This is a genomic window from Erythrobacter tepidarius, from assembly GCF_002155695.1.
Classification (GTDB): domain Bacteria; phylum Pseudomonadota; class Alphaproteobacteria; order Sphingomonadales; family Sphingomonadaceae; genus Erythrobacter; species Erythrobacter tepidarius.
In genome coordinates this window covers 29858-47669 of the sequence record NZ_MUYJ01000015.1, presented here as the reverse complement: position 1 = coordinate 47669, position 17812 = coordinate 29858, and the positions used below count along the sequence as shown (strand labels likewise).

The following is a 17812-nucleotide window of genomic DNA, read 5'->3' as shown; positions in this document are numbered from 1 at the left end:
GCCGCCCTTTCCCTCTTTCCTGTCCCTGATCACGCCGCGCCCGCGGCATTGCCATCCTGGTCACGCGCAGAAGCGCAGGGGCGGAGAATTGGTGCCGGGTCGGCGGCACGCGGTGGCTATCCGCCTCTGCGCGCGAAAAATTGGTTCGGTGGCCTTCGGCATTCCCGCGCCCTCTTTCCTTGCGGGAGGCAAGCGGGCATAGGCCCAGCCCATGCACGACATTCGCCTGATCCGAGACAATCCCGAAGCCTTTGACGCAGGCCTCGCCCGCCGCGGGCTGGAGCCGCTGGCCGCCAGCCTGGTCGCGCTCGACGAGGAACGGCGCGCGGCGGTGACCGCGGTGCAGGTTGCGCAAAGCCGCCGCAACGAGGCCAGCAAGCTGATCGGCGCGGCGATGGCCAAAGGCGATCGCGAAGGGGCCGAGGCGCTCAAGGCCGAGGTCGCCGCGCTCAAGGAGCAGATGCCGGCGCTCGAAGCCCGCGCGGACGCGTTGGCCGGCCAGCTCAAGGCCGCGCTCGAAATCATCCCCAACCTGCCGGGCGCGGACGTGCCCGACGGCGCGGGCGAGGAGGACAACCGGGTGATGAGCGAATGGGGCGAGAAGCGCGTCTTCGACTTCGCACCGCGCGAACACGCCGACATCGCCCCCGCGCTCGGCATGGATTTCGAGACCGGCGCAAGGCTCTCGGGCGCGCGCTTCACCTTCCTGCGCGGCGGCATGGCAAGGCTCCACCGCGCGCTCGGCCAGTTCATGCTCGACGTGCAAACCAGCGAGCATGGCTATGCCGAATGCAACCCGCCAGTGCTGGTCGGCGAGGATGCGATGTACGGCACCGACAAGCTGCCCAAGTTTGCCGAGGATAGCTTCTGCACGACGAGCGGCCGCTGGCTCATCCCCACCAGCGAAGTCTCGCTCACCGCCAGCGTCATGGGCGAGCTGCTCGACGAAGCCGCGCTCCCCATCCGCCTGACCGCGCTCACCCTGTGCTTCCGCTCCGAAGCGGGGGCGGCAGGGCGCGACACGCGCGGGTTCATCCGCCAGCACCAGTTCGAGAAGTGCGAGCTGGTCAGCATCGTGCGTCCTGAAGACTCAGAGGCCGAGCACCAGCGCATGGTCCGCGCCGCCGAGACCATCCTAGAACGGCTCAACCTGCCCTATCGCAAGGTGCTGCTGTGCACCGGCGACATGGGCTTCGGCGCGCGCAAGACCTATGACCTCGAAGTCTGGCTCCCCGGCCAGGGTGCCTATCGCGAGATCAGCTCGTGCTCCAACACCGGCGATTTTCAGGCCCGCCGCATGAACACGCGCTACCGCGTGGCGGGCGAGAAAAAGACCGAGTTCGTCCACACCCTCAACGGCTCCGGCCTCGCGGTCGGGCGCACGCTGGTGGCGGTGCTCGAGAATTACCAGAATGCCGACGGATCGGTCACCATGCCCGAAGTATTGCGGCCCTATATGGGTGGCCTCACCCGCTTGGAACCGCTCGGCTGATGCGCATCCTCCTGACCAATGACGATGGCGTCCACGCCCCGGGCCTCAAGGTGATGGAGCATATCGCCCGCCAGTTCTCCGACGATATCTGGATCTGTGCGCCATCCGAAGAGCAGTCCGGTGCGGGCCACTCGCTCACGCTGACGCGCCCTGTCCGGCTGCAGAAACTGGGCGAACGCCGCTTCGCCGTCACAGGCACGCCAACCGACAGCGTGATGATGGCGCTGCGCACTGTCATGCCCGAGCCCCCCGACCTGATCCTCTCGGGCGTCAATCGCGGGGCGAATCTGGCCGACGATATCACCTATTCGGGCACGGTCTCGGCTGCGATCGAGGGCGCGCTGGCGGGCATCCGCGCAATCGCCTTCAGTCAGGTCTATGCCCGCGAAGGCATGGGCGACGATGTCCCCTTCGGCGCGGCGCGCGAATGGGGGGCCAAGGTGCTTGCGCCGCTGTTGGACGCGCCGATGGCCGAGCGTACGCTGATCAATGTCAACTTCCCTGCATTGCCGGCCGAGCAGGTCAAGGGCATCCGCGTCGTGCGGCAGGGCTTCCATGACTATTCTCGCGGCACCATCGTCGAGGGCCGCGATCCGCGCGGCTACCGCTATTACTGGTTCGGGCTCGACCCGATCGAGCACACCCTCGATCACGGCACCGATCTGGAGGCGATCGAGGACGGCTTTGTCGCGGTGACGCCCTTGCAGCTCGATCTCACCCACTATTCGACCATCGGCATCCTGGCCGAACGGTTCGGCGGCTGATGGCCAGGCGCGGCGGCCCCGCCAACCCCTTCCGCCGCAAGCCGCGGCTCGCCGAGCAGTTCCAGCCGCTGCGCCGCGCCGTCAAGATTCCCGTATGGGGCGATCTGGGTATCCGGATGGGCCTCGCCTTCGGTTTGATCATGATGGTGATCCTGATCCACTGGTGGGATCGCGCCGGGCTGAAGGATGGGCATGACGGCGTCGTCAGCTTCCTTGATGTTGTCTATTTCACCATGATCAGCATCACCACCACCGGCTTTGGCGACATCGCCCCGGTGTCAGACCGTGCGCGGCTGATCGAAGCGGTGATCGTCACCCCGGTGCGGATCGCGATCCTGTTCATCTTCGTGGGCGCGGCCTATGATTTCGTGATCAAGCGCAGCTGGGAGAAATGGCGCATGGCACGCATCCAGGAACAGCTCACCGGCCATGTGGTGGTGCTGGGCTACGGCGTTTCCGGCGCGCAGAGCGTGGGTGAGCTGATCGAGCGCGGGGTCGATCCGCGCACCATCGTGGTGATCGACCCGTCGGATGATCGCCTCGCCGAGGCGGAAAAGCTCGGGGTCAACGTCATGGCCGCCGATGCCACGCGTGACGAAACGCTCAAGGCGGTGCGGATCGCCGAGGCGTCGAGCGTGCTGGTCAGCGCCGGGCGCGACGATACCTCGATCCTGATCGTGCTCACGGTCCGCCATCTCGCCCCCAGGGTGCCGATCACCGTGGTAGTCCGGGCCGAGGACAACGAACTGCTGGCGCGGCAGGCGGGTGCGAACAACGTCATCAATCCCGTGCGGTTCACCGGCCTGCTGCTGGCAGGCAGCGTGAAGGGCGCGCACATCGCCGATTATCTCGCCGACCTTGCCAGTGTCGGTGGGCGGGTGCAACTGGTCGAGCGGGTCATCACCGAGGCCGAATGCGGCAAGCCGATCACCGAACTGGCCAGCGGCGGACAGGGCCTCAGGGTCTATCGCAATGGCCAGGCGATCGGGTTCTGGGAGGACGGGTGCAAGGCCCTCCAGCCGGGCGATGTGGTGGTCGAAATCATCCCGACCGCCACGAACGACGCCGCGCCTAGCGCCTGAACCAGACGAACACCGCGCCCATTGCCGCCATGCCGAACAGGAAATGGCCGGCATCGATCAGGAAGTGCATCAGGCTCTTCCTGAGGGAGAGATAGCTGATCCCCACCGCCGGGATCATCACCCCCAGGGCAAAGCCGGTCGCCATCATCATCACCACGTGAGGCGCCGGATCGGTGCGGGCGACGAGGTGCCACAACACCATCGCGATCAGCATCTCGAAGGCGAATGTCAGGCCGAAGATCACCCCCCGGTTGCCGCGCGCGAAGTCCGCATCGCTCAGCCCGGCCGCGCCTTGCCACGCCTTGGGGAAGATCAGGCCATACCATAGGGCGCCCACGGCAAAGAACGCTCCGGTTCCCGCCAGCACCGGCCACAGGGCAAAGTCATTCATGCGCGGGTCTCCAGATTGTCGGGCCATTCGAGGTTCAGCGCCCCGCCTTCGGGCAGCGCCCTCCATTCGGCGAGGAAGGGGTCGAGCCTTGCACGGATGGCGCCCAATTTCTCTGTTACACCCGCGGGCGGAAGGACATGACTGGCCGCCCAGCCGGGTTCGGCCATGGCGAGGATGCTGGCGTCATCCGCGCCGCCGCCCCAGCTCGCCGCCTCGAAACATTCGACGAGGCGCTCGGCCTGGATCAGTTCGACGATTGCCGGGTCGGGCCGTTCCGCCCGTTTGGCGCTGGCATGGCCGCCAGCGAGCGTCAATGCCTGCACTGCATCAGGCGCCATGCCACCTGCGACCAGACCCCAGAACCCCGCCGCCATGCCGAGTTCGCGCTCGATGAAAAAGTGGTAGGCGTCGTGCGGGTAGGGCCCCTTCTTCGGGAAACCGAAAGTCGCGCGCGAGCCGTCGGCGCGCTCGATCGCGATGGTGTCGGCTGAGGCACCCTTGGTGATCGTGATCCGCATGTATGCGCGTTTAACCCAAGCCGGAGGCGTAGGACAGAGCGCGCGCCTAGATCACGTAGGCGAATTCTTCCTCGGCCGGGGTGGCCTTGCGGCCCCGCATTTCGGCATCGAGCTGCACCACGGTGCGGCTCGCGGTCTTGACGAACAGGCCCGGCACCACGGCATGGACCATGCACGCCAGCCCGCCGGTGATCATGCGCCAGCCGAAGCTGAAGGCGGTACGCGCGTGCTGGCCATAGGTCTCGCCAATGGACCGCGGGTGGTCGGTGAAGAGCTTTGCGATCATGCCCTGCGTCATGCCCCTGCCGTGAGTTCGCCGTCAAGCCTAGCGCTCGCGCCGCGCACAGTGTAGGGGGCGCGCCGCGATGAATACCCCCACGATCCTCCCGGGCCAGAAGAAGATCGGCATGGTCAGCCTCGGCTGCCCCAAGGCGCTGGTCGATTCCGAGCGCATCCTCACCCGCCTGCGCGCCGATGGCTATGCCTTTGCCCAAGACTATGCCGGGGCCGACGTGGTGTTGGTCAACACCTGCGGCTTCCTCGATTCCGCCAAGGAGGAAAGCCTCGCCGCGATCGGCGAGGCGATCGCCGAAAACGGCCGGGTGATCGTGACGGGGTGCATGGGCGAGCAGGCCGATGCGATCCGCGCCGCGCATCCGCAGGTGCTCGCGATCACCGGCGCGCACCAATACGAACAGGTGGTCGAAGCGGTCCACACCCACGCTCCGCCCTCGCAAGGCCCGTTCGTGGACCTCATCCCGCAGCCCGATATCAAGCTGACCCCGAGGCATTACAGCTACCTCAAGATTTCCGAGGGCTGCAATCACTCCTGCGCTTTCTGCATCATCCCGTCGCTGCGCGGCAAGCTCGCCAGCCGCCGGGTCGATGCCGTGCTGCGCGAGGCAGAGAAGCTGGTCGCGGCGGGCACCAGGGAACTGCTCATCATCTCGCAGGACACCAGCGCCTATGGGGTCGACATCCGTCACGAGAGCCGCGACTGGAAAGGCCACCCCGTCCGCGCCCACATGACCGACCTCGCCCGCGAGCTGGGCCGGCTGAAGACGCCCCAAGGCCAGACGCCGTGGGTGCGCCTGCACTATGTCTATCCCTACCCGCACGTCGATCAGGTCGTGCCCCTGATGGCCGAGGGGCTGCTCACCCCCTATCTCGACATTCCCTTCCAGCACGCCAGCCCCAAGGTGCTCAAGCTGATGCGCCGGCCCGCCAACGAGGCCAAGGTGCTGGAACGGCTCAAGTCCTGGCGCGAAATCTGCCCCGATATCGCGATCCGCTCCAGCTTCGTGGTCGGCTTCCCCGGCGAGACCGAGGAGGACTTCCGCTACCTGCTCGACTGGCTGGAGGAAGCCCAGCTTGACCGCGTCGGCGCCTTCCGCTTCGAGCCGGTCGAAGGCGCCGCGGCCAACGCCCTGCCCGATCCCGTGCCGGAAGACGTGAAGGAAGAACGCTACGCCCGGATCATGGAAGTGACCGAGCGGATCAGCGCCGCCAAGCTTGCGGCGAAAGTGGGCCGCACGCTCCCCGTCATCATCGACGAGGTGGGCGCGCCCGACGAGGACGGCGATATCGGCGCGACCGGCCGCAGCCAGGCCGACGCGCCCGAGATCGACGGCGCGGTCCATCTGCGCAACGTGCCGGAAAGCCTCGCGCCGGGCGATATCGTCAAGGTCCGCATCGAGGACGCCGACGCGCACGACCTCTTCGGCGTCATCGCACAAAAATAAGGCCCGGCTTTGCGAAAATGTCAAAGGTGACAAAGGTGACACCGCGTCACCTTTGTGTTTCCGGCCTATTGCATTGAATTGACCTCATTTTCAGAACGAACCGCAGCCGGACGGACAGATTTCTCCGCGCGCGCAAAGGCTAAGCGGCGGCGGGCGGGCCGCAAGGGCGGTGAGATAACGACGATGGCAAAGAGCGGGCAACTCGCAGGATAGGCTGCAAGCGCGCGTGTAGGAAAGCGAAGCGACGTTGCTGCAAGGGAGCACCCGGCGCGCTGATCCGGCGCGCAGCGCCGCAAGCGCGAACGCGCGCCGCGCCTTATGGCGCGTAGCCAAGCGGGCCGGACGGCCCGCGCCCGGCGCCTGAGGGCGCAAAAAAGCGTTAACCCCGCGCCCGCCATCGTCCCCGCGAGGGACGCCGGATGGTTAACCGCTGGAAAGCCTTTTCCGCCTGCGGCATAATCCTGCTCATGATCCGCTCGCTCGTTCTTCCCATCGCCTTTGTCGCGCTCGCTGCGTCCTGTGCGCCGCTGCTGGCCCAACCGGCGGCTGACGAGGCGGCCGAAGCCGCGCAGCGCGTCGCCGCCCGCGCCGATCAGGCCCTCGAGCGGATCGATCCCGATCTCGATAGCGCCCCGCTGATCGCGCCGAGCACAGGCGACGAACCGGCGCTGACCTATGCCGGCCTGCCGGCGCTCAGCGGGGATGACGCGGTGACCTACACCGCGCCCCCAGCCGCGCCCGTCATCGAAGCCCCGCGCGGCCCGGCGGCGCGGATGATCCCGGCCGAACCCCTCGACCAAGCCGCCCCCGCTCCAAGCGCGCTCACGCGCGCCAGCACCGATCCTTTCGTGATCAAGTCGATCCTGCCGATCGCGGGCACGATCCGCTATGGCGACTGGTTCTGGGACGAAAGCGCCGCACCGCGCGGCGGCAAGCTTGTCATCACCGTCGATCTGGAGGCGCGCGTCATCAGCGTCTTCCGCGACGGACACGAGATCGGCACCGCCGTCGCCCTGCTCGGCACCCGCAAGCACCGCACGCCAACCGGCATCTTCCCGATCCTGACCAAGGAACGCAACAACGTCTCGGAAAAATACGGCAACGCGCCGATGCCCTTCACCCTGCGGCTGACCTGGGACGGGATCGCGATCCACGGCTCGCCGGTGCTGAATGGCTATGCCAGCCACGGCTGCATCGGGGTGCCGGACGCATTCGCCGCCAAGCTGTTCGCCGCGGCGGACCGGGGTGACAAGGTGATCATCACCCGCGGCCGGATGATCGGGGTCGGCGACAGGGTGCTGTAACGCCCCCGTCGGGGTGGCGCCGGCACAGGCTAATTCGCCTTCCCGCGCGGCGGCTCAGGCCGGAAACGCCAGACGCGCATCGGCACGCCGATCTTCTCGACCTTCTCCACCCCCGGTACCGCCAGCACCCCGCCGAGCGAGGCGTTTTCGCCGCGCCACAGCCGGTCCCAGGCGCGTGCGGCCTCGGCGCGGGTGGCGTGGCCGCCGAGTTCGCGGATGATCCGGATGATCGTCTCGATCGCCACCACCCGCGGGCCATTGGCGCAATAGGCAAAGCCCAGCCCGGTCGGCGCGGTCTCGTCGCGCACCACCATCTCTTCCCATTCGCATTCGGCATACCACTGGATCGCCTGCCAAGCTTCGGCGATATGCGCGGCGCTGATGGCGAGCTGGGCGGGATCGAGCCAGTCGGCCTCGGCCAGCGCCATGCGGATCGCGGCTCGCTCGAAATCGGGGTTCGCGTTGGAAGGATCGCGCACGGCGACAATCCCGGCGGCGGCGACCAGCGCCTCAAGCTCGGCCTTGCGCCAGGAGAGCAGCGGGCGCAGCAGCGGCACCTGGCTGCCCGCGATCCGCGAGACCGCGCGCACCCCGGCAAGGCCCGCCAGCCCGCTCCCACGGTTGAGGCGCATCAGCAGGGTTTCGGCCTGATCATCGGCATGGTGCGCGGTGGCGACCGCCCCCAGCCCGCGCGCCTGCGCCCACCCCGCCAAGGCGGCATAGCGCCCGGCGCGCGCCTGGGCTTGGAGGTTGCCGGGTTGCGGGGTCAGGCTCAGCGCGGTGAAGGGAATCCCGCGCTCGCCCGCCAGCCGCTCGACCAGCGCGACCTCGCCAGCCGCTTCGGGGCGCAGGCCATGGTCGATGCTCACGACCGCGATCCTTCCCGGCAGCGCAGCGTGGGCGAGCAGCATCAGCGCAAGGCTGTCCGGCCCGCCCGAGACCGCAAGACCGAGCGGACCGGTGCGGTCCTCTTCCGGCCACAAAGCCGCCAGACTGGCGGCGAAGCGCGCCTGCTGGCTCAGTTGCACGTCACGCTGGCGCGGGCGGCCTGATATTCGCTCGCCAGCCGGCCCGATGCGATCAGCGGATAGGTCTCGGCGAATTCGGCCAGCGCGATGCAGGCACGCTTGGTATCCTTCAGCGCGATCATCGCCTTGCCGAGATAGAGCAGGCTGTCCGGCGCGCGCGCACCGTTCTTGTCGGCCTGGTAGTTCTTGAGGAACCAGCGCGCCGCCTCTTCGGGCAGCTTGTCGTCGAGGAAGGCGCGGCCGAGCAGGTTGCGCCCGTAGCTGATCCGCGCGTGGTTGGGATATTGCTCGACGAACCTGGTGAGCTGCTGGCGCGCTTCGGGATAGAACCCGGCATTCCACAGGCGGAAGCCGTAGGAATATTCGTCATCCCCCGGATCGGCGGTTTGCGGCTTGGTGATCGCCTGCACGGCGGCAAGCCGCTCGGCACTGGGCGAGGCAGCGGCCGGCGCGGGGCGCGCGGGCGTGGTCGCAGCGGCGGTGGCCGGTGCGGTCGTCGCCGGGCGCGTGGCGGGCGGGGCCGGACGGGCCGCGGGCTGGGCCGCAGGGGGCGACGCGGTGGTTGCAGGCGCGGCCGCGGCGACCGTCGGTGCCGCCACCGACGGAGCTGCAGCGGCTTCGAGCGCGGCGAGGCGCCGTTCGAGCTGGGCGAGGGTGTTGGCCTGCTCCTCCGAGCGCGCGGTCAGGCTTTGAAGCTGGGTTTCGAGCGCATCGAGGCGCACCAGAATGTCGCTGACCGCGGTGGTTGCGGGCGGGATCACGCCCATCACCTGTCCGCCATTGGCCGGGGCAGTGGTGCCGGGGGCGATCTGCGGTTCGAAGAAGCGCCCGTCCCCGCCGGGGAACACCTTGCGCTGGAGCGCCCGCACTTCGGCTTCGATCTTGCGCAAGCGCGCTTCCTGCCCGGCGGCGTCCTGCGCGCCGGCGGCGACCGGCAGCGTGCCGAGCGCCGCGGCGGCAAGCATCATCCGCATGATTCGCAGGCCGATGGTGCGGGGATGATGGATCGGGGGGGTGGTGATCATGATCGGCGGGCTCCCTGACGATGCCATGGTACGCAAGCTGATCGCCGTCCCGTTCTGGCACGGGGCAGACGAAAGCGGACGCTTTTCCTGCATCCTTGGCGCCGTCAAGTCGAGAGTGAGAAACCCCTAATCAACCGGAAAACCCCGCACCGCGGGCAGTGCAGCGCTCCTCAGCCTTGCGGGGCCTCGTTCGCGCCGGCGGCGGCTGGCGGGGTTTCGGCGGCAGGTTCAGGGACCGTCTCGACCCCGGCGGGCGCGGCGGCTGCGCGCGTGGCCGGAGCGGGTGTGGCCGGAAGGTCGCGGCGGACCGGCGCGCGCGGAGTGACCGCCGCTCCGGACGCGGGACCAGGTGAAGCGCCGGGCGCAGGAGCAGCGCGTGCGAGCAGGGCGGCGGCCGAAACCGGCACGCCCGAAAGCAGCATGGGCCTGTCCGACAAGGCCGGAACCGGCTTGCCGCCGACCGTGATCGCCAGCAGATCGGGCCGCCCGGTGTTGAGGCGGGGATTGGCGGCGCTGGCCGGGATGGTGAAGCTTTCGTCCTTCACCAGTTGCTTTTCGATTAACGGCGCGCCGCCTTCCTCGTAAACCCGCAGCCACACGTCGGCGAGCGCGGTCAGCACCACCGGCTCGGCGCTGGCGGGAGTGGCGGCCTGCGGCGTGGCGGTTGCGAGCGGCGCGGGCGCAGGTGGCGCAGTCAGCGGCGCAGGGCCGGTGCCGGCGCCAAAGCGGGTCGAGAAGAAGGCAATCAGCCCCACCGCCAGCACCAGCGCGGCAAAGGCCCCGAACCAGGCAAGGCCGGCCGAGGGCAGCTTGGCCGGATCGCCCGGCTCCATCGCCGAATTCGCGGTCGCGTGGCGCCGCTGCCCATCGGCCAGTTCGGCGCGCACGGCTTCGATGATCGCCCCCTCATGCAGCCCCACCGCCTTGGCGAAAGAGCGGCTGAAGCCGATGGCGTAGGTGCGCGAGGGCAGGCTGGCGAAGTCGCCAGCCTCGATCGCCTCGAGGTGGCGCAGCGGAATGCGGGTTTCGAGAGCAATCTGGGCGAGTTCGATCCGCCGCGCCTCGCGCGCCGCCCGCAGCCGCGCGCCGGCACCGGCATAAGCCACGTCCTGCACGCTATCCGTGCCGCTATCCTGTTCGCTGTCCATGACCCGAGTCCGCGCCTGTTTGCGAGGCTTTTGTGACGATCTTCGTGAATTGCGCTTGAACGCCAATCAGCCTGTCGCAGCGGGGGCTGTCAAGCGCATGCGTGACGAGGCAACCGATCCAACGCACGGCATGGCGCAAGCTGCCGCTGGCGCGCGATCAATCATACTCGATGTCGCGCGCATCGGCCCAGGCGGCCAGTTGTGCGCGCAGATCGCCCCGCGGCTCGGCCAGCCAGCCGGTCATCGCTGCCGAAAGCTCGGCGAGATCGACCTTGCGCACCAGCTCCTTGATCGGGCCGACCGCGGCGGGCGTGATCGACAGGCGGCGATAGCCGATGCCCATCAGCGCCAGTGCCTCCAGCCGCCGCCCGCCCATCTCGCCGCACACCCCGATCTCCACGCCGCTGCCGATGCTCGCCTGGATGACGCGGCGCAGGAACCTGAGGATCGAGGGGCTGAGCCAGTCGTAGCGTTCCGCCAGCTTGGGGTTGGCGCGGTCGGCGGCGAACAGGAACTGGGTGAGATCGTTGGTGCCGATCGACAGGAAGCTCAGGCGCGGCAGCAGCATGTCGAGCACCTCGGCGAGCGCGGGCACTTCGAGCATCGCGCCGAAGTGGATGCGTTCGGGCAGCAGCTTCTTCTGCGCCCGCAAGAAGGCGAGCTGCTCGTCGAACACCGCCTTGGCCGCGTCGAACTCCCACGGCTCGGACACCATCGGGAACATCACATAGAGCGAACGCCCCGCCGCCGCTTCGAGAAGTGCGCGTGCCTGCACCTTCATCAAACCTTCGCGCTCGAGCGCGAGGCGCAGCGCGCGCCAGCCCATCGCCGGGTTTTCGTCCTGCACCGCGATTTCCGAGGCGAGGTAGGGCACCGACTTGTCGCCGCCGATATCGACCGTGCGAAAGATCACCGGCTTGTCCCCCGCGGCATCGAGCACGTCGCGATAGAGCCTGGTCTGGCGCTCGCGCTGCGGCAGGGTGGCCGAGACGAGGAACTGGAACTCGGTGCGGAACAGTCCCACCCCGTCCGCGCCGGTCATCGCCAGCATCGACATATCGTCGCGCAGGCCGGCATTCATCATCACCTGGATGCGCGTGCCGCAGCGGGTGAAAGGCTCGACATCGCGCAGGCGCGCATAGGCCGCCTGCTTCTCGCGGCTCTTGGCAAAACGGGCATGGAAGGCTTCGGCGACCTGCGGGAGCGGGCGGATGATCGCTTGGCCGGCGGTGGCATCGAGCAGGATCTCGTCACCCTCGCGGATCGTGGTGCGCACGCCTTTCACGCGGCCGAGCACCGGCACGTTCATCGCCCGCGCGACGATCACCACGTGCGCGGTGAGCGAGCCTTCTTCGAGGATCACGCCCTTGAGCCGGCGCTTGTCATATTCAAGCAGTTCGGCCGGGCCGAGATTGCGCGCGATCAGGATCGTGTCCTTGCGCAGGCCCTGCGAGGCAGCGGTGCCGACCTGCCCGGAGACGATGCGCAGCAGGCGGTTGGCCAAGTCCTCCAGATCGTGCATCCGGTCGGCCAGCAGCGGATCGTCGATCTCGCGCATCCGCATCCGGGTGTGCTGCTGCACCCGCTCGATTGCCGCCTCGGCTGTCAGGCCGGAATCGATCGCCTCGTTGATGCGCCGCGACCAGCCCTCGTCATAGGCGAACATCTTGTAGGTCTCGAGCACTTCCTCGTGCTCGCCGCCCACGCCGAACTCGGCCTGGCTGGCGAGGTTGTCGATCTGCTCGCGCATCTTGTCGAAGGCGCGGTAAACGCGCTGGCGCTCGGCCTCGATGTCCTCGGCCATGACCTGCGTGATCTCGACCCGCGGCTGGTGATAGACGGCCACGCCCGCGCCCAACCCCTTGACCAGCGTGAGGCCAGTGAGCTGCTGCGGCCCCGTCATTTCGGCGGTCAGCCCGCGGGCTTCCTCCTCATCGACCAGCTCGGCATTGACGATCAGTTCGCTGAGCACCATCGCGGTGGTCTGCAGCGCCTCGATCTCGACATCCTCGTAGCGGCGCGGCTCGACGTGCTGGACGCACAGCACCCCCACCGCGCGTTCGCGATAGACGATTGGCACCCCGGCGAAGGAGTGGAACTTTTCCTCGCCGGTTTCGGGGCGATACTGGAAATCGGGGTGGGCCTTGGCCTCGGCAAGGTTAAGCGTCTCCACCTTCTGCGCGATCGCCCCGGTCAGCCCCTCGCCGATCGCCATGCGGGTGACGTGCACCGCGCTCTGGTTGAGGCCGCGGGTGGCGAACAGCTCCAGCATCCCCTCGCGCAGGAGGTAGATCGAGCACACCTCGCTCGACAAGCATTCACCGATGATCTCGACCACCTGATCAAGCTTGGCCTGCGCGTGCAAACGCGAAGCCATGACTTCGGTGAGGCGGGTGAGAATCTTGCGGGCGGCTGCGGCGGCACTCATGGCCGCCAAGGCTTAAGGCCGCAGCGGCCAACCTGCAACCGTCGCGGCGGATGCGGCCTCGTCAGTAGCCGGCAATTTCTTCCTTCAACCGCAGCTTCTGCTTCTTGAGCGTCTGGATCGTCGCGGTGTCGGGCACGGGCCGGGCCAGTTCGGCGTGCAGCCGCGCGTCAAGCTCGGCATGCTTGGCCTGAAGGGCGTGGATGTGGGAAGACACTGCGGTCGAAGCCATACGAGTTCTCCTGTCTGCGCGGGGGGCTGCCCCGTGAAGGCGACTCGGTCTGGATGCGGCCGAGCCGCAGCCCTCATTGAAACCGCAAGCCGCGTGCGATGCAAGGCCCTTGCGCATCACAAACCGTCCGGTGCATCACCGCCTGCGACGAAGCGTGCCCCGGCCATCGCCCGCCGGTCCGCGGCGCATCGCGAAAAAATGCGAACGCCCATCTTATCGAATCGCGCTGGAACGCGTAGCGGGGCTGGGGAGGCACGGTCGGCGACGGCACGAGAAGGGAACCCAGGCAGGCATGACCGAGCAGGAGCTGCGCAAAAAGCTCGAATTGCTCAGGACCGAGCATCGCGACCTCGATGCCGCGATCACCGCGCTGAGCGAAGCCGCGCGCCAGAACGGCTTTGCCGACCAGCTCCAGATCGCGCGTCTGAAGAAGCGCAAGCTGCGCCTGAAGGACCAGATCGCGATTATCGAGGACACGCTGCTGCCGGACATCATTGCCTGATCCGGCGGTTCGTCGCGGTCATGGCACGGCTTGCCCGACCAATCGATGCGCCGCGCGCAAAACTGTTCCCGGTCGGGACAAAGGCGAAAAAATTGCTTGGAAAGTAACCATGTGCCGGTGGCGGGCCGGGCGGCAGGGGCCTAATCTGCGGCGCACCATGGCCCGGACTTCCAGTCTCTCTCGCCCGATCATCGAGGCGCTCTACACCGAAGCGCTGGTGCTGGCCGACGAGGTGCGCGCGGTGTTCACCGCCGGCACCCGCGAGCCGGTGACCGGCGAGGATGCCTTCGTGCGTCTCGCGCTTTCGACCGAGGGGCTCAAGGCCACCACCCGGATGATGCACGTGCTGGCATGGCTGCTCAACCAGCGCGCACTGTTCTCGGGCGAGCTTTCGGAGAACCGGGTGCGCCTGCACGGCGCGCTGCCGCCCGATCGCGGCGCGGACGAGAAGCAGCTGGCGCTGCTCGAACCGGAAACCCGCGCGTTGATCGCCGAGACCGAGCGTCTCCACCGGCGCATCGCCCGACTCGACGAGGCCTGGCGCCAGCACTTCGAAATGGCCTCCCCGGCGCGCGCCTTCCAGGAACGCATCGGGCGCGAATTCGGGCGTTTGGGTTAAACAGCCACCTTGGGTGGGCGGGGTCTGCATCGCGCGTTGGCGCGATCGAGGATCAAGCCGCCGCCAGCGCCTTGCGCCAACGGCTCAACCGCTCCTCGCGCACGCCCGCCGGCATCGCCGGATCGAACCGCGTCAGCGCGCCGCGCATCGCCTTTGCTGCCGCATCGAGGCCGGGGTAGAGCCCAGCCCCCGTCGCCGCCAGCATCGCTGCACCCAGCGCAGTGGTTTCGACGAAGGCCGGCCGTTCGACCGGAACGCCGAGCATATCGGCCAGATCCTGCGCCATCCAGTTGTTGGCCGACATCCCGCCGTCGATCCTGAGCGTCTGCCACGCCGCCCCATCCGCGGCGAAGGCGGTGGCGAGATCATGGGTCTGGTGCGCCATCGCCTCCAGCGCCGCACGGGCGAGGTGCGCCTTGCCGCTGGCAAAGCTCAGACCCGCGATCACCCCGCGCGCCTCGGCCCGCCAATGCGGCGCGCCGAGGCCCGAGAGCGCCGGCACGATCACCACCCCGCCGCTGTCAGGGATAGTGCGCGCGAGGGTCTCGGTCTCCTCGGCAAGATCGACAATCCCGAGCGAATCCCGCAGCCACTGCACCAGACTGCCCGCGACGAAGACCGAGCCTTCGATGGCGTAGCTGCGCTGGCCCTCGATCTGGGTCAGCACCGTCCCCAGAAGGCGATTGGCCGAGCGCGGCACGCGGCTCCCCTGGCAGGTCAGCACGAAGGCCCCGGTGCCATAGGTCGCCTTGGTCTGGCCGGGCGCAAGACAGCCCTGGCCGATGGTCGCGGCCTGCTGGTCCCCCGCCAGCCCGGTGATCGGGATCGCCCGCCCGAACAGCGCCGGAGCGGTCATGGCGAGCGGCCCGGCCATGTCGGTCACCCCCGGCAGCGCCGCCAGCGGCACGCCGATCAGATCGCACAGGCCCTCGTTGAACTGCGTATCCTCCAGCCCCATCAACAACGTGCGGCTGGCATTGGAGGCATCGGTGACATGCGCCGCGCCGCCGGTGAGCTTGAAGATGAGCCAGCTTTCCACCGTGCCCAAGGCAAGCGTGCCCTTCTCGGCCGCTGCCTTCACGTCCGGCACATTATCGAGCATCCAGCGCATCTTGGTGCCGGAGAAATAGGGATCGAGCAGCAATCCGGTGCGCTGCTGCACCGCGGCCTCGTGCCCGCCCGCGCGCAGCGCCGCGCAGAGCGGCTCGGTGCGGCGATCCTGCCAGACGATCGCACGGGTCAGCGGCTGGCCGGTATTGCGATCCCATGCCACCACGGTCTCGCGCTGGTTGGTGATGCCGATACAGGCTACCGCCGCCGCGCCGCCCACCTTTGGGATGACCTCCAGCGCACAGGCCAGCGACTTCTCCCAGATTTCCTGCGGATCATGCTCGACCCAGCCGGCCTGCGGATAGTGCTGGGTGAGCGGGGCCTGCGCGCTCGCAACAAACACGCCATCGGCGGCGAACAGCATCGCGCGGGTAGAGGTGGTGCCCTCGTCGAGCACCAGAATGTAATCGGACATGACCTATCCTCTCTCGGGGGTGACTTCTGCCACGCCTCGCCGCATATGCAAGGCCATGGTCACCATCCCCCCACAACCTTGGCCCACCGGCCTTGCCGAAGATGTCGAGCCGCTGGTGCGCCGCGTGCTGGCGCCCAACCCTTCGCCCTACACCTTCACCGGAACCCAGACCTATGTGGTGGGCGAGGCGCGCGGGCCGGACTGCGCGGTAATCGATCCGGGCCCGGCGGATGAAGCGCATATCGCAGCGATCCTTGCCGCGATTGCCGGACGCCGCGTGCTTGCGATCATGTGCACCCACACCCACCGCGATCACTCGCCCGCCGCTGCCCCGCTGGCGGTGCGGACGGGTGCGCCGATCGTCGGCTGCGCGCCGCTGGTTCTGTCATCCGACCTGCCGCGTTCGGACGAGGCCTTCGACACCACCTATGCGCCCGACCGCGTTCTGCTGGATGGCGAAGGGATGCGCGGCACCGGCTGGACGCTCACCGCCGTCGCCACGCCGGGCCATACCTCGAACCACCTGTGCTATGCGCTGGAGGAATCGGGCGCACTGTTCACCGGCGATCACGTGATGGGCTGGTCGACCAGCGTCGTCGTGCCACCCGATGGTGACATGGGCGATTACATGGCGAGCCTCGAAAAGCTGCTGGCGCGCGATGATGTGCGCTATCACTCGGCCCACGGCGCGGCGATCGAAAGGCCCCGCCAGCTGGTGCGCGGGATGATCGGCCACCGCCGCCAGCGCGAAAACCAGATCCTGCGCCTGCTAGGCGAGGCCGCGCGTCCCGTCAGCGGCTTCATCCCCGAGATGTACAAGGGCCTCGACCCGCGCCTGATCGGAGCGGCCGAGATGAGCGTCACCGCGCATCTGCTCGATCTGGAAAGGCGCGGCATGGTTCGTCAGCAGGATGCAGTCTGGCGGGTGGCCTAACCAGTCGTCGCCCTCTATATCCACCAGCCAGTCCAATCCGGGAACCGCCCCATGAACCAAGTCACCAAAGTCCCCGCCGGCGCCGATCTGCTGGCCGAGATTGACCGTTTGCGCAAAGAGCGCAACGCGGTGATCCTCGCGCATTATTACCAGACGCCCGACATTCAGGACATTGCCGACTTCGTGGGCGACAGCCTCGAACTCAGCCGCAAGGCAGCGGCGACCGATGCCGACGTGATCGCCTTCTGCGGGGTCAAGTTCATGGCCGATACCGCCAAGATCCTCTCACCCCACAAGACCGTGATCCTGCCCGACATGGACGCCGGGTGCAGCCTTGAAGACAGCTGCCCGCCCGAGAAGTTCCGCGCTTTTCGCGAGGCCCATCCCGATCACATCGCGCTGACCTACATCAATTGTTCGACCGAGGTGAAGGCGCTCTCCGACATCATCGTCACCTCCTCCTCCGCCGAGACAATCCTTGCCCAGATCCCGCCCGAACAGAAGATCATCTTCGGCCCTGACCGGCACCTTGGCGGCTACCTCGCGCGCAAGTTCAACCGCGACATGCTGCTGTGGCCCGGCGTGTGCATCGTCCACGAGGCTTTCAGCGAAACCGAACTGCTCAAGCTCAAGGAGCAATATCCCGGCGCGCCGATTGCCGCGCACCCCGAATGCCCGCCGACGATCATCGACCATGCGGACTATGTCGGCTCGACCAGCGGCATCCTCGCCTTCGCCAAGACCTTCCCGGGCGACACCCTGATCGTGGCGACCGAGCCGCACATCATCCACCAGATGGAAAAGGCGCTGCCGAACAAGACCTTCATCGGCGCGCCGGGGGCGGACGGGAACTGTTCGTGCAACATCTGCCCCTACATGGCGCTGAACACGATGGAAAAGCTCTATGTGGCGCTGCGCGATTTGCAGCCGCAGATCGAAATAGACGAAGGCATCCGCCTGAAGGCCAAGCGCAGCCTCGATCGGATGCTGGAAATGGCGAGCGGGACCGTGGGCATGGGCGATCTGGGGAAGGTGCGGTTTAGCGGGGATTGAGGGGCGCCCGCCCGAGGCCCCCGCTTTG

18 protein-coding genes are annotated in these 17812 nt (G+C 67.9%); 9 read left to right on the top strand and 9 right to left on the bottom strand.

Going from position 1 to position 17812, the window contains the following annotated elements; translation table 11 throughout:
* Positions 1-211 precede the first annotated feature (211 nt).
* Genes serS through BZF61_RS13870 form a run of 3 tightly spaced genes read left to right on the top strand, consistent with a single transcriptional unit; the run spans position 212 to position 3338 of the window.
* Complete coding sequence (gene serS / locus BZF61_RS13880; protein WP_086619987.1) at positions 212-1492, top strand: serine--tRNA ligase; 1281 nt, start codon at positions 212-214, stop codon at positions 1490-1492.
* Positions 1492-2256: a 5'/3'-nucleotidase SurE gene (gene surE, locus BZF61_RS13875; RefSeq protein ID WP_086619986.1), complete on the top strand. Its 765-nt coding sequence runs from the start codon at positions 1492-1494 to the stop codon at positions 2254-2256. Before serS ends, surE begins: the two co-directional genes overlap by 1 nt.
* Positions 2256-3338 carry a potassium channel family protein gene (locus BZF61_RS13870; RefSeq protein ID WP_086619985.1) on the top strand — a complete coding sequence of 361 codons (1083 nt, stop codon included), beginning with the start codon at positions 2256-2258 and terminating at the stop codon, positions 3336-3338. Before surE ends, BZF61_RS13870 begins: the two co-directional genes overlap by 1 nt.
* On the opposite strand, the gene BZF61_RS13865 is transcribed toward BZF61_RS13870, so the two are convergent.
* The 3 genes from BZF61_RS13865 to BZF61_RS13855 are packed head-to-tail and all read right to left on the bottom strand — an operon-like array spanning position 3328 to position 4533.
* Positions 3328-3729, bottom strand: a complete 402-nt coding sequence (locus tag BZF61_RS13865; protein ID WP_086619984.1) for a DUF1761 domain-containing protein — start codon at positions 3727-3729, stop codon at positions 3328-3330. The genes BZF61_RS13870 and BZF61_RS13865 overlap by 11 nt on opposite strands.
* Entirely contained in the window at positions 3726-4247 is a 522-nt protein-coding gene (locus tag BZF61_RS13860) for a hypothetical protein (protein ID WP_086619983.1), read from the bottom strand. The genes BZF61_RS13865 and BZF61_RS13860 overlap by 4 nt, the downstream gene beginning before the upstream one ends.
* 46 nt (positions 4248-4293) lie before the next feature.
* Complete coding sequence (locus BZF61_RS13855; RefSeq protein ID WP_086620022.1) at positions 4294-4533, bottom strand: DUF6356 family protein; 240 nt, start codon at positions 4531-4533, stop codon at positions 4294-4296.
* A 79-nt stretch (positions 4534-4612) separates the two neighbouring features.
* Between BZF61_RS13855 and rimO the strand changes: the two genes are divergently transcribed.
* Positions 4613-5989 carry a 30S ribosomal protein S12 methylthiotransferase RimO gene (rimO, locus tag BZF61_RS13850; RefSeq protein WP_086619982.1) on the top strand — a complete coding sequence of 459 codons (1377 nt, stop codon included), beginning with the start codon at positions 4613-4615 and terminating at the stop codon, positions 5987-5989.
* Between the two features lie 467 nt (positions 5990-6456).
* Positions 6457-7293 carry a L,D-transpeptidase family protein gene (locus BZF61_RS13845; RefSeq protein ID WP_086619981.1) on the top strand — a complete coding sequence of 279 codons (837 nt, stop codon included), beginning with the start codon at positions 6457-6459 and terminating at the stop codon, positions 7291-7293.
* Positions 7294-7322: 29 nt separating this feature from the next.
* Here BZF61_RS13845 and tilS read toward each other — a convergent pair whose 3' ends face one another.
* From tilS to BZF61_RS13820, 5 genes are all read right to left on the bottom strand, one after another.
* Complete coding sequence (gene tilS, locus BZF61_RS13840) at positions 7323-8321, bottom strand: tRNA lysidine(34) synthetase TilS (RefSeq protein WP_086619980.1); 999 nt, start codon at positions 8319-8321, stop codon at positions 7323-7325.
* A complete protein-coding gene (locus tag BZF61_RS13835) occupies positions 8312-9346 on the bottom strand; it encodes a tetratricopeptide repeat protein (protein ID WP_245804654.1) in 1035 nt (344 codons plus the stop codon). The genes tilS and BZF61_RS13835 overlap by 10 nt, the downstream gene beginning before the upstream one ends.
* A gap of 170 nt (positions 9347-9516) precedes the next feature.
* Positions 9517-10494 carry a helix-turn-helix domain-containing protein gene (locus tag BZF61_RS13830; protein WP_086619979.1) on the bottom strand — a complete coding sequence of 326 codons (978 nt, stop codon included), beginning with the start codon at positions 10492-10494 and terminating at the stop codon, positions 9517-9519.
* A gap of 157 nt (positions 10495-10651) precedes the next feature.
* On the bottom strand, positions 10652-12922 hold the full coding sequence (gene ptsP, locus BZF61_RS13825; RefSeq protein ID WP_086619978.1) for a phosphoenolpyruvate--protein phosphotransferase: 2271 nt from the start codon (positions 12920-12922) through the stop codon (positions 10652-10654).
* 61 nt (positions 12923-12983) lie between these two features.
* The gene (locus BZF61_RS13820) at positions 12984-13151 is read right to left on the bottom strand and encodes a YdcH family protein (RefSeq protein WP_086619977.1); all 168 of its coding nucleotides are present in this window, start codon (positions 13149-13151) and stop codon (positions 12984-12986) included.
* Between the two features lie 292 nt (positions 13152-13443).
* Here BZF61_RS13820 and BZF61_RS13815 point away from each other — a divergent pair, with 292 nt between their 5' ends.
* Together BZF61_RS13815 and BZF61_RS13810 are read left to right on the top strand one after the other, a co-directional pair.
* Complete coding sequence (locus tag BZF61_RS13815; RefSeq protein WP_086619976.1) at positions 13444-13653, top strand: YdcH family protein; 210 nt, start codon at positions 13444-13446, stop codon at positions 13651-13653.
* 157 nt (positions 13654-13810) lie between these two features.
* On the top strand, positions 13811-14272 hold the full coding sequence (locus tag BZF61_RS13810) for a DUF1465 family protein (RefSeq protein WP_086620020.1): 462 nt from the start codon (positions 13811-13813) through the stop codon (positions 14270-14272).
* 52 nt (positions 14273-14324) lie between these two features.
* On the opposite strand, the gene glpK is transcribed toward BZF61_RS13810, so the two are convergent.
* Positions 14325-15797 carry a glycerol kinase GlpK gene (gene glpK / locus BZF61_RS13805; RefSeq protein WP_086619975.1) on the bottom strand — a complete coding sequence of 491 codons (1473 nt, stop codon included), beginning with the start codon at positions 15795-15797 and terminating at the stop codon, positions 14325-14327.
* A 55-nt stretch (positions 15798-15852) separates the two neighbouring features.
* On the opposite strand from glpK, the gene BZF61_RS13800 reads away from it, so the two are divergent.
* Positions 15853-16731, top strand: coding sequence for an MBL fold metallo-hydrolase (locus BZF61_RS13800; RefSeq protein WP_086619974.1), 879 nt, complete (start codon positions 15853-15855; stop codon positions 16729-16731).
* Positions 16732-16782: 51 nt separating this feature from the next.
* The gene (gene nadA, locus BZF61_RS13795; protein WP_086619973.1) at positions 16783-17784 is read left to right on the top strand and encodes a quinolinate synthase NadA; all 1002 of its coding nucleotides are present in this window, start codon (positions 16783-16785) and stop codon (positions 17782-17784) included.
* The last annotated feature ends 28 nt before the right edge of the window (positions 17785-17812 follow it).

Bases quoted from the DNA above. Each gene is read 5' to 3' on its own strand.
- serS (WP_086619987.1), top strand. From the start codon at position 212: ATGCACGACATTCGCCTGATCCGAGACAATCCCGAAGCCTTTGACGCA.
- surE (WP_086619986.1), top strand. From the start codon at position 1,492: ATGCGCATCCTCCTGACCAATGACGATGGCGTCCACGCCCCGGGCCTC.
- BZF61_RS13870 (WP_086619985.1), top strand. From the start codon at position 2,256: ATGGCCAGGCGCGGCGGCCCCGCCAACCCCTTCCGCCGCAAGCCGCGG.
- BZF61_RS13865 (WP_086619984.1), bottom strand. From the start codon at position 3,729: ATGAATGACTTTGCCCTGTGGCCGGTGCTGGCGGGAACCGGAGCGTTC.
- BZF61_RS13860 (WP_086619983.1), bottom strand. From the start codon at position 4,247: ATGCGGATCACGATCACCAAGGGTGCCTCAGCCGACACCATCGCGATC.
- BZF61_RS13855 (WP_086620022.1), bottom strand. From the start codon at position 4,533: ATGATCGCAAAGCTCTTCACCGACCACCCGCGGTCCATTGGCGAGACC.
- rimO (WP_086619982.1), top strand. From the start codon at position 4,613: ATGAATACCCCCACGATCCTCCCGGGCCAGAAGAAGATCGGCATGGTC.
- BZF61_RS13845 (WP_086619981.1), top strand. From the start codon at position 6,457: ATGATCCGCTCGCTCGTTCTTCCCATCGCCTTTGTCGCGCTCGCTGCG.
- BZF61_RS13835 (WP_245804654.1), bottom strand. From the start codon at position 9,346: ATGATCACCACCCCCCCGATCCATCATCCCCGCACCATCGGCCTGCGA.
- BZF61_RS13830 (WP_086619979.1), bottom strand. From the start codon at position 10,494: ATGGACAGCGAACAGGATAGCGGCACGGATAGCGTGCAGGACGTGGCT.
- ptsP (WP_086619978.1), bottom strand. From the start codon at position 12,922: ATGAGTGCCGCCGCAGCCGCCCGCAAGATTCTCACCCGCCTCACCGAA.
- BZF61_RS13820 (WP_086619977.1), bottom strand. From the start codon at position 13,151: ATGGCTTCGACCGCAGTGTCTTCCCACATCCACGCCCTTCAGGCCAAG.
- BZF61_RS13815 (WP_086619976.1), top strand. From the start codon at position 13,444: ATGACCGAGCAGGAGCTGCGCAAAAAGCTCGAATTGCTCAGGACCGAG.
- BZF61_RS13810 (WP_086620020.1), top strand. From the start codon at position 13,811: ATGGCCCGGACTTCCAGTCTCTCTCGCCCGATCATCGAGGCGCTCTAC.
- glpK (WP_086619975.1), bottom strand. From the start codon at position 15,797: ATGTCCGATTACATTCTGGTGCTCGACGAGGGCACCACCTCTACCCGC.
- BZF61_RS13800 (WP_086619974.1), top strand. From the start codon at position 15,853: ATGGTCACCATCCCCCCACAACCTTGGCCCACCGGCCTTGCCGAAGAT.
- nadA (WP_086619973.1), top strand. From the start codon at position 16,783: ATGAACCAAGTCACCAAAGTCCCCGCCGGCGCCGATCTGCTGGCCGAG.